This is a genomic window from Streptomyces sp. NPDC029014 (assembly GCF_055564695.1).
The window spans coordinates 1-10,483 of the sequence record NZ_JBVHVT010000150.1 but is presented as its reverse complement, the minus strand read 5'-3'; the positions used below and the strand labels follow the sequence as shown (position 1 = coordinate 10,483).

Below are 10,483 nucleotides of genomic sequence, written 5' to 3'. Positions count from 1 at the left end.
TCTCCCCCCCAGGGGGGGGGCGTTTAGCCCGAGACAGGGGACACCACCAAAACAAACACCCCAAGCAACAAGGGAAACAACCCCCCCCCCCCCCCTGCTCCCCCCCCCCCCCCCCCCCCCCCGCCCCGGTGCGGCTCGGAGGCCGTGCGGCTCAGTAGGCCTCGGTGAACAGGCGGGAGGCCTTCACGTCGGTGGCGCGGTAGTCGCCCTTGCCGCGCTCGATCAGCTGGGCGACCTTCTCCAGCTGGTCCTTCATGTGGTCGGCCTTCTGCCGGTACTTGCCCTGGAGCGTGACGTACTCCTTGTGCGCCTCACCGTCCCAGGTGTCGGTGACGACCTTGAGGGCCTGCTCCATCTCCGCCAGGTCGTCGATGATGTTCTTGGAGACGGTGCGGATGCGGTTCGCCATCTCCTGGACGCTCTCGTACCGTACCCGGGTTGCCCCGTCGTTGGACGCCATGGTCTTCTCCTTCGCGCTGGGCTTGAGCTGGTGGGGGACGACGCGGCGGTCAGACGCCGTTGAGGCCCGAGGTGTTCTGGTTGCCGGAGGCTGCCTGGACGGCCTTGAACGCGGCGCGCACCTCGTCGTCCTGGGCGTTGCTCAGGTTCTTGGTCTGCGCGACCGCGTTGTGCAGGACACCCAGCAGGCGGCGGATCTCGTCGTGGTCCTCGTTGACGGTGTTCTGGGCGGAGACGAAGCCGTCGGCACCGACACCGGTCCAGCCGGCGCTCACCGTGGCGAGGATGTCGGCCAGCTCACGGGCCTGCTTGGTGACGGCGTTGGCCGTCGTCTCGATCTTGTTCTTCGCCTGGACGACCGGATCGTCCGCAAGTCCGAAGTTGTTGCTCATCCGAAGCTCCTCACATCTCAATTCGCCGGCAGAACCGACGGATTGCGCAGCGGAGCGGACGTCCCGGCTGCGAATGTGCTCCGCCCGCCGGGGAATTCCCCCTCCGCCTCACGCGATCCCCCGATCACAGTCGTGAAGCCTGGTGTCACTCTAGCCAGTTCATGTCACAGCCCCAACACCAGCGGCCTGCATCTGTGGATGAACTGTGACCGTTCACTGCAAACGGCCGCGGCGCCGCCGGGCGTCCCGGACGACGGTCGCCGCCCCGCCGATGACGGCGATCAGCACGGCGCCGATCCCCAGGGCGTACGTGCCGATCCGCTCGTCCCGCTCCTGCGCGGTCTCGGTCAGCCGCATGGCCGCCGCCTCGGGCGCGGCCGCCGGCGGCGGGCCCGGGTCGGGTACCGGGGCCTTCGGCCGCTCATGGTCCTGGGTGACGGCGCGCACCGGGTCGACGACGCCCCAGCCGACGTAGTCGTCACGGCCGTTGACCGAGCGCTCGGCGGTGTTCTGGATCTGCCAGACCACCTCCTGCGGCGACCAGTCGGGGTGCTCGGCGCGCAGCAGGGCCGCGACGCCGGCGACGTACGGCGCCGAGAAGCTGGTGCCGTTGTCGATGCACTGCCCGAAGCCGGGAACGGTGGAGACCATGTCGACGCCGGGCGCGGCGATGCCGACGAAGTCGCCGGGCTGGGAGAACACGGCCCGCTCGTTGTTGCGGTCCGAGGAGGCCACGGCCAGGACACCGGGGAAGGCCGCCGGGTAGGTCCTGCGCTTCTGGCCGCTGGCGCCGTCGTTGCCGGCGGAGGCGACGACCAGCACCTTCGCGTCGACGGCGCGCTGGACCGCCTTCCCGAGCTCGGTGTCGGCGGTCATCGGGACGTCGGTGTCCTGGGAGATGTTGATGACCTGGGCGCCCTTGGCGACGGCGTGGTCGACGGCCTGGCCGAGGGAGAGGGCGTTGCCCTTGCCCTGGCCGTCGTTCTGCCGGATCGGGATGATCACGGCTTCCGGGGCGAGGCCCACGAAGCCGGTGCCCTCCTGCGGGCGGGCCGCGATGATCCCGGCGACCTTCGTGCCGTGGCCGACGGTGTCGGCCGTGCCGTCGCCGCCCTTGGGGTCGAGGAAGTCCTTGCCCGAGCCCACGTCGAGGGCACCGCTGAGCTGCGGGTTCACCCGGTCCACGCCGGTGTCGATGACGGCGACGCGGACCGGCTTGCCGTCCTTGTCCTTGCCCTTGGTCCGGGCCCAGAGCGTGTCCAGCAGGAGCCGCTGGAGGGCCCAGGGGCGGTCGGCGATCTGCTTCTTCATGGGGAAGGTGCACTCCCCCGCGCCGGCGGGACGCAGGGCGGGGGCTACGGCGGCCGTCGCAGGGGCGGCCGTGGTAGGAGCGGCTGCCGCGGTCGTCGCGGTCGTGCCGCAGGCCGCGGCCAGGGCGGCGGCCGCGGTGAGGAGCGCGCGGCGCCCGTACGGGGAGCGGGTCATCGGCGGCCTCCTCACGAACCCTGCGGCTGACGGGCCGAGTTGGTGTCCAGGCGGGGCCCCTTGGAGAGGAACTCCGACCACGCGATGGGCACCAGGGCGGGGGTGATGCCGCCGTAGCCGAGCCGGATCTGCGCCTGGCTGGCCTCGGGCCGGCCCTCGCCGGCGCCCTGGCCGCCGCCCTGCTGGTCCGGGGCGCCGATCTTCGACTTCTCGGCGTCGCTGTCCCCGTTGGCCTGGACGGCGTACCGCAGGCCGGTGTCGGTGACGAGGAACAGGGCACCGCCCGCGGTGGTCTGCTTGCCCTGGACCTGGGTGTAGAGCAGCCCGGAGCCGGGGGTGACGTACGCGCTGGTGCCGCTGGCGGTCATGTCGACGGGGAATCCGGTGCCGGCCCAGGTGCTCAGGGTCTGGCCGCCCTTGCCGTCGACCGAGCGCAGCACGTTGCAGACGGTGTCGCGCGGCCCGCCGCCCTGCGCGGAGGCGTTCTCGCCGGTCGGGGCCTGGTTGATGCGGGTGGTCTTGCGGGCCGGCCAGCGGGCCTCGCCCTTGAACGGCGTCTGCTCCGGGTTGAGGCTCTGGAGGTCGACCTCGCGCGGCTTGCCGTGCATGTTGAGGCCGTCCGTGGCGGGCGCCGAGATCAGCAGCCAGGCCACGAAGTCGGAGACCGGGGCGACCTTGCCGGGCAGCACCACGTAGTGCTGGGCGCCCGAGCCGGTCTGGGCCCGCAGCACCATGCCGACCTTGTTGTCGGCGGTGCCCAGGCCCGGTACGTCGGCCTTGGTGCCAGCTGCGGCGGGCAGCTGCGGGAAGGCCAGGTCCTCACCGGAGTTGAGCGTGGCCAGCCACTGCTCGGTGACCTGCTGCGGGGTGGCGCCGGTGTTGCCGACCAGCGCGTTGGTCATCTTGCCCGCGTCGGGCGTGCCTTCGGGGAACTTGTACCTGGTCCCCGTGCTGTCGACGAGGTAACGCTCCTTGGCGCCGCCGGTGTTCTGCACGTACAGCATCTGGCTGTCGGTGAGCCGGCGCTCGTCGTCCATCATGCCCGCCTCGCGGTCGGCGAGGACGAAGGTGGCGGTCTGCACGGTCTGCCCGTTGCCGCCCGGCGCCTGGCAGACGGCCCAGCGCTTGGCCTTGCCCGCGTCCTTCGGGGCGGGCAGCCGGTCGGGGGCGTAGGGGATGCCGATGATGGGGCCGCGCGGCGGCCTGCCCGCGTCGAGGACCTTGTCGTCGATCTGCAGGACCTTGAACTTCTGCGGATCGAGGAGGAGTCGGGCGGAGGCGAGGTTGAGCACCGGGTGCAGGCGGGTCTGGTCCTTGCCGTTCACCTTGGTCGTGAGGACCACGTACCGGGTCGTCGACTGCTTGCCGACGAGGACCTTGGTGCCGGGCTCGTCCCAGCCCTTGGGGGCCTGCGGCTTGAACATGCCCCAGGCGCCGAACCCGGCGAGGACGACCGCCCCCATCACCAGCCCCGGGACGACGGCGCGCAGGGGCCGCGGCGCACCCTCCTCGGAACCGGTCGCGGTGGGCTGGAGGAACGCGGCCACCGTCCGCCGCTTCGCAAAGGTGTACGCGTTGAGTTCATCACGCCGTGATGCCATGACCGTCTGCTTCTCCCCGCACGACCCGGTCGGCGACCGCGGTCCCCGGGCCTCGTTTGTCGGACCGGGCACCTACTATGCCTCTTGATCGAGGAGGCGGACGGGCCGGGTAGGGTGAGGCCGCCGCTCAGCGCCTTCCACAGCCTTCCACACCGGGCTAATCAGGGCCTGTTGGGGCGGAATGGGGAGATTCCGGGGTCCCGCGGCCAGCACCGCGCCGCCCCGGCACTCACGGGGTCTGGTCCCGGGAAGGGGAGGTGGGCGAATGACGGCCACCGCGACGGAACCGCAGGCGGGCGCTCCCGCACCCGTGCGCAGCGGGGTGACGCCGAGTCCGAAGTCGAGCCCCGGCCGCTTCGGCCCGTTCCGATTGCAACAGCTGGTACTGCTCCAAGTGGCCGCGGCCGTGCTGCTGGTGGCCTGGGTGGTCGAACCGCTGCTGCTGGTTCCCGCCGGCGTGCTCGCCGTGGTCCTCGTGGTCCTCGCCGTCGTACGCCGCCACCAGCGCTCCCTGCCCGAGTGGATCGGCGGCGCCCTCGCGCTGCGCGCCCGCAGGCGGCGGGCCGCGGCGTTCACCGTGCCCGCGGGCACGGAGCCGGGGCTGGCACCGCTCGTCGAGGCCGACCCGGCGCTGCGCACCATGACGTTCAGCGACCGCGACCGGCGGCCCGTCGGCATGGTCGGCGACGGCACGTTCCTGACCGCCCTCGTCCAGGTCGACAGCGACGCCACCGCGCTGCGGCCCGACCGGACGGCGCGGCCGCTGCCGCTGGCGCTCGTCCGGGACGTCCTGGAGGTGGACGGCATCCGGTTGGAGTCCGCGCAGCTGGTGCAGCACACCCAGCCCGCGCCCGCCCCGCACCTGCCCCCGCAGTCGATGGCCACCCGCAACTACGCGCCGCTCCAGGCCCGGACGGGCACCCCGGCGGTGCGGCTGACCTGGATCGCGCTCAAGCTCGACCCGGAACTCTGCCCCGAGGCGATCGCCGCGCGCGGCGGCGGGCTCGCGGGAGCCCAGCGCTGCCTGGTGCGCGCGGCCGACCAGTTGACGAGCCGGCTGGCCGGCGCCGGCTTCCGGGCCACCGTGCTCACCGAGCAGGAGCTGACGGCCGCACTGGCCACCTCCTCGTGCGCGAACCCGAGGGCGATCACCCAGGCCGGCCGCTCGGCCGGCTCCGGCCGCCGCACGGAGGAGACCTCGCGGACCTGGCGCTGCGACGACCGGCGCCACACCACGTACTGGATCGGCCGCTGGCCGCAACTGGGCGGCTCCGGGACGGCGTCCCTGCCGCAGTTCGTGGCACTGCTGACCTCGCTGCCGGCCCTCGCCACCACGTTCAGCCTGACGGTGGCCCCGGCGGAGCGCCAGGGCGTCACCCTCACCGGGCACGTACGGGTGACCGGCCACAGCGACGAGGAGCTGGTGGCGGCCCGCCGGGAACTGGAGCGGACGGCCCGCGGCGTGCGCACCGGGCTGGTCCGGCTCGACCGCGAACAGGTGCCGGGGCTGCTGGCCTCGCTGCCGCTGGGAGGCGCACGATGAGGAACGCGGTCAGGGGCGGCTTCGGGCTCGTCGGCCCGCGCCGGGAGCGGCACACGGTCCCCGCAGTGGACCTGGACGCCCTGGCCCTGCCGGTCGGGGACGACGGCGTCGTCATCGGCGTCGACGCCCAGGGGCGGCCGGCGGTGCTCGGCATCAACCGGCCCATCCCGTACGAGGTGACGCTCATCGGCGGCGTGTGGACCGCCCAGGTGCTGGCGCTGCGCGCCGCGGCCACGGGCGCCCGCGTCGCGGTGGAGACCGGGCGGGCGCAGGTGTGGTCCGCGCTGGCCCGGGCGGCGGGCGGCGGGCAGCAGTGCGTCACCCTGCACGACGTGGGTCGCGTACCCCCGCAGGGTGCGTCGGCGGGCAGTCCGGTGCTGGTGGTCCGGGACTGCGGGATGCGGCCGCCGCGCGGCCGTGTCGTAGCCGCGCCCTGGCAGTCGGTGGTGACCCTGCTGCCGTACCTGAGCCCGACGGCACCGCGGCTGCTGCAGAACTCCTCCCTGGCGGGGATCCAGCGGGTGTCCCCCGACGAGGCGGAGCAGATCGGCCGCCTGATGAACCTTCCGCGGCAGACGGTGGATTCGCTGCCGACGCTGGGCGACGGGGTCACCCTGTGGTGCACGCCGCGGGACCGGCAGTTCGTGATGACCCAGGGCACGGAGGCGGAGACCGGGCTGCTGGGGCCGTGCCGGCGCATCGACTGACCGGGCCGCGCCCTCCGGGAGGCGGGCGGGCGGGACGGTGACGGTTGCTCAAGGCTGCCGCGGCCGGTAGGCAGGGGGCACCGCCCCGCTGTGAGGGTTGCCGTACCGGCGGCGCGCCGCGGCCGCGCCGTGCCCGCGCCGTCCGCCGCCGCCCACCGCCGTCCGACGATCGGGCGGTCGGGCGGTCGGGGTCGCGGGCGGTCCGGCGGTCCGGCGGGGTGCCGACAGGGGCGTCGGCACGCGATTAGGCTGAGCGTGGGCGCGGCGTCGAGGGCGCCGGACCAGTGTTCGACAGACCAGGAGGACGGACGAGTGAGCGGCGATCGGAACGAGAGGCGCGGCGGGACGTGGGACGTCCCGACGGACGATCAGTCCGACGCGGAGCCCGAGATGACGGGCCAGTTCACCATCGACTACACGCCGCCGGCCTGGTACACGCAGAGCGCGGCCCCGGCCGCGCCGGTGCCGGCCCTGCCCGAGGGCAGCGGCTTTGAACCCCACCGCCCGTCGGACGTGGCGTCCCCGCCGACGATGCGGATCGCGCCGCCGACCCCGCGGACCCCGGCCGACGCCACCCCGCCGGCGGCGGGCCTCTCCGACCGGGCCCCTGCGGCACCGGCCCCCGGGCTGCCGTCCTACCCCTCGCCGGCGGACATCGAACCCACCCCCGCACCCCCGGCGCCGATGCCTCCCGCGCCCCCGGCACCCCTGCCGCCCGCCGACGCGGTACCGGCCGCGCCCGAGCCCGCCCCGGGACTGCCGTCCTACCTCTCCCCGGCGGACATCGAACCCACCCCCGCACCCCCGGCGCCGATGCCGATGCCTCCCGCTGACGCGGTGCAGGGCGCGCCCGTGCAGGGTGCCGGTTCCGCGCCGGGGCTGCCGTCCCATCTGCCTGCCGCCGACTTCGCGCCCGCGCCGTCTGCCGAGGGGGCAACCGGCGCTCCTGCTCCGGGTGTCGGGGCCGCGCCCGCGCTGGCGACCCATCCGGCTGCCGGCGACTTCGAGACCGCGCTGCCGGCGCCCGCGCCCTCCGACACTCCCGTGGACGGTGTGCCCGTGTTCCCGCCCGCGGCGGTGCCCGGCTCCGGTGTCGTGCTGGGGAAGGCCTCCGCCGAGGCTGCGCCCCAGGACGCCCCGCCCGCGCCACCCGCTGCGGCCGACGCCGCGCCCGTGCCGTACCCGGCCGTGACGCCGCCCGTCGGCGAACTGCCGCAGCCGCCCGCCGCGTTCCCCGCCCCGGAGGGTCCGCAGGCCGGGTACGGCTTCCCGCCGGTCCCGCCGGCCGGTGCGCAGCCGCAGGACGGCTACGGGTTCCCGCCGGCGGCCCCGGCCCCCGTACCCCCGCAGCCCCAGGCTCCCGTCGACGCGGCCGGGTACACGCTGCCGCCCGCCGCCGCGCCGCAGGACGGCTACGGCTTCCCGCACCCCGCGCCCGCCCCCGTACCGCCGCAGCCCCAGGCCGCCCAGGCCCAGCAGCCGCAGCCGCAGGCCCAGCCGTACGTCGACCCCCGTACCGGCGCCCCGTGGCCCGCCGCCGCCCAGCCGGGCCCGCAGCCGCACGACCCGCGCTACCAGCCCGGCGGCCCCGCCGCCGGCGGAGCTCCGCTCGGCTACACGGCCGCGGTCGAGCTGTCCTCGGACCGGCTGCTGCGCGGCAAGCAGAAGCCGAAGCCGCAGCGCTCCGGCTTCCGCTTCGGCGGCAAGGCCGCCGAGGCCGACCGCCAGCGCAAGCTGGAGCTCATCCGCACGCCGGTGATGTCCTGCTACCGCATCGCCGTCATCAGCCTCAAGGGCGGCGTCGGCAAGACCACGACGACCACGGCCCTCGGTGCGACCCTCGCGACCGAGCGGCAGGACAAGATCCTCGCCATCGACGCGAACCCGGACGCCGGCACGTTGGGCCGCCGCGTCCGCCGCGAGACGGGTGCGACGATCCGGGACCTGGTCCAGGCGATCCCCTACCTGAACTCGTACATGGACATCCGGCGGTTCACCTCGCAGGCCCCGTCCGGCCTGGAGATCATCGCCAACGACGTGGACCCGGCCGTCTCGACGACCTTCAACGACGAGGACTACCGCCGCGTCATCGACACCCTCGGCCGGCAGTACCCGATCATCCTCACCGACTCGGGCACCGGTCTGCTCTACTCCGCCATGCGCGGCGTCCTGGACCTGGCCGATCAGCTGATCATCATCTCCACCCCCTCGGTGGACGGTGCCAGCAGCGCGAGCACCACGCTCGACTGGCTGTCCGCGCACGGCTACGGGGACCTCGTCTCCCGCTCCCTCACCGTCATCTCGGGGGTCCGCGAGACCAGCAAGATGATCAAGACCGAGGACATCGTGCAGCACTTCGAGACCCGCTGCCGCGGTGTCGTCGTGGTGCCGTTCGACGAGCACCTCGCGGCCGGCGCCGAGGTGGACCTGGACCTGATGCGGCCGAAGACCCGCGAGGCGTACTTCAACCTCGCCGCCCTCGTGGCCGAGGACTTCGTACGGGCGGCCCAGCAGGCACAGCAGAACCACTGGGGGGCACCCGCGCAACCCCAGCCGCACGCCCAGCCCCAGCCCCCGCAGGCGCAGCCCCCGTACGCCCAGCCCCAACCGCAGCCGCAGCCGCAGCCGGGTCAGCAGCCCTACGCCCAGCCCCAGCCCCAGCCCCAGGCTCCGTACCAGCAGCCCCCGCAGCCGTACGCCGGCGGGCAGCCCTATCCGCAGCAGCCCGGCCAGCCCTGGCCCCAGCAGCCCGGACACCCGCAGACGCAGCCGCAGCCGCAGCCCGGGCCCGGGCAACAGCCCCCGCGCGACCCGCGCCTGGGCTGACCCGGGGCGAGAGGGGTCACGAGGAAACAGACGGAAGGGCCCGCACCGCCCCGGGAGATCCCGGGGGCCGGTGCGGGCCCTTCCTCAGGTCGGGCGGCGGCTCAGCGCCCGGCGTGCTGCGCGCGCTCCGCGTCGTACGTGCGCGTCAACTCCCGCGCGCGCTTCACGTCGTCGGCGATGGCCTCCAGCAGGCCCTCCAGCGACTCGAACTTGGCCATGCCGCGCACGTACGCGAGGAAGTCCACGGTGACGTGCAGCCCGTAGAGGTCCAGTCCGACCCGGTCGATCGCGTACGCCTCGACGGTCCGTTCGGTGGCGTCGAACTGCAGGTTGGTGCCCACCGAGATCGCCGCGGGCATGCGTTCGCCGTTCGCCGTCAGCCAGCCCGCGTACACCCCGTCGGCGGGGACGGCGGTGTGCGGCGGGGTCTCGACGTTGGCGGTCGGGTAGCCGAGCTCGCGGCCGCGCTGTGCGCCGCGCACGACGACGCCCTCGACGCGGTGCGGGCGACCCAGGACCTCGGCCGCGCCGGCCATGTCGCCCTCGGCGACGAGCTTGCGCGCGAGGGTCGAGGAGAACGGCACGCCGCCGCCCGCCGTGCCGCGCTCGACCAGGTCGATGACCTCGACCTCGTAGTCGTACGTGCCGCCCAGTTCGCGGAGGAAGTCGACGTTGCCTGCGGCGCGGTGGCCGAAGCGGAAGTTGGGGCCCTCGATGACCGCGCGGGCGTGCAGCTTGTCGACGAGCACCTTGACGACGAAGTCGGCCGGGGAGAGCTGCGAGAACTCGGCCGTGAACGGCAGCACCAGCAGGGCGTCGACGCCGAGGCCGGCCATCAGCTCGGCGCGCCGGTCGTAGCCCGCCAGGATCGGCGGGTGGCTGCCGGGACGGACGACCTCGCTGGGGTGGGGGTCGAAGGTGACGACGACGGACGGGACGCCGAGCGCCCGTGCCCGGGCCACGGCCTGCCCGATGATCAGCTGGTGGCCCCGGTGCACACCGTCGTACGAGCCGATGGTGACGACGCTGCGCCCCCAGTCCTGGGGGATGTCCTCCAAGCCACGCCAGCGCTGCACTGTGACCGCTCCTCGCCCGAACCGTGTAGGCCCTGTACTCGTTGCCGATTGCACGTCTAAGACTGCCATGCCCGGGGCCGGGGCCCCGCATCGGTGTCGGGCTGCAGGGTGCTCTGTGTCATCTCGGCCGGAAGGCGTCGTGGGGCCCGGTGGAGGCGTCCCGGCGCACCGGGGGCCCGCGGGCGGGGGCCGGGGAGCCGCACGGTGGAAAAGCGCCCCCTTGTGCTCCCTCCAGTCACTCCGCGCGCCTGCTCGGACGGGTGAATACCGGAGCTCGGCTGGATAGAGACCTACCCGAGGGGGGTGGTGGGGGGGGGGGGGGGGGGGGGGGGGGGGGGGGGGTGCGCGATCCGTGCCAGAGCGGGGGGGAGGGAGAAAGAAGCGGGCTGTGATC

At 74.3% G+C, this 10,483-nt stretch carries 8 protein-coding genes; 3 read left to right on the top strand and 5 right to left on the bottom strand.

Annotation, left to right across the window (positions count from 1 at the left end):
• Positions 1–151: 151 nt before the first annotated feature.
• The 4 genes from ACZ4VL_RS39420 to eccB form a co-directional block, all read right to left on the bottom strand.
• Positions 152–460 (bottom strand): WXG100 family type VII secretion target, encoded by a 309-nt coding sequence (locus ACZ4VL_RS39420; RefSeq protein WP_404242003.1) that lies wholly within the window; start codon positions 458–460, stop codon positions 152–154.
• Positions 461–509: 49 nt separating this feature from the next.
• Entirely contained in the window at positions 510–851 is a 342-nt protein-coding gene (locus ACZ4VL_RS39415) for a WXG100 family type VII secretion target (protein ID WP_468210470.1), read from the bottom strand.
• A gap of 213 nt (positions 852–1,064) precedes the next feature.
• Positions 1,065–2,336 (bottom strand): type VII secretion-associated serine protease mycosin, encoded by a 1,272-nt coding sequence (mycP, locus tag ACZ4VL_RS39410; RefSeq protein ID WP_468210467.1) that lies wholly within the window; start codon positions 2,334–2,336, stop codon positions 1,065–1,067.
• A gap of 11 nt (positions 2,337–2,347) precedes the next feature.
• The gene (gene eccB, locus ACZ4VL_RS39405; protein WP_468210464.1) at positions 2,348–3,937 is read right to left on the bottom strand and encodes a type VII secretion protein EccB; all 1,590 of its coding nucleotides are present in this window, start codon (positions 3,935–3,937) and stop codon (positions 2,348–2,350) included.
• A gap of 265 nt (positions 3,938–4,202) precedes the next feature.
• Here eccB and eccE point away from each other — a divergent pair, with 265 nt between their 5' ends.
• The 3 genes from eccE to ACZ4VL_RS39390 all read left to right on the top strand — a co-directional run bounded on the left by eccE (position 4,203) and on the right by ACZ4VL_RS39390 (position 9,013).
• On the top strand, positions 4,203–5,480 hold the full coding sequence (gene eccE / locus ACZ4VL_RS39400; RefSeq protein ID WP_468210461.1) for a type VII secretion protein EccE: 1,278 nt from the start codon (positions 4,203–4,205) through the stop codon (positions 5,478–5,480).
• A complete protein-coding gene (locus tag ACZ4VL_RS39395) occupies positions 5,477–6,187 on the top strand; it encodes a hypothetical protein (protein WP_468210458.1) in 711 nt (236 codons plus the stop codon). Before eccE ends, ACZ4VL_RS39395 begins: the two co-directional genes overlap by 4 nt.
• Before the next feature lie 312 nt (positions 6,188–6,499).
• Positions 6,500–9,013 carry an SCO5717 family growth-regulating ATPase gene (locus ACZ4VL_RS39390; protein ID WP_468210456.1) on the top strand — a complete coding sequence of 838 codons (2,514 nt, stop codon included), beginning with the start codon at positions 6,500–6,502 and terminating at the stop codon, positions 9,011–9,013.
• A gap of 101 nt (positions 9,014–9,114) precedes the next feature.
• On the opposite strand, the gene ACZ4VL_RS39385 is transcribed toward ACZ4VL_RS39390, so the two are convergent.
• Positions 9,115–10,089 (bottom strand): bifunctional riboflavin kinase/FAD synthetase, encoded by a 975-nt coding sequence (locus ACZ4VL_RS39385; protein WP_468210453.1) that lies wholly within the window; start codon positions 10,087–10,089, stop codon positions 9,115–9,117.
• Between the last annotated feature and the right edge of the window lie 394 nt (positions 10,090–10,483).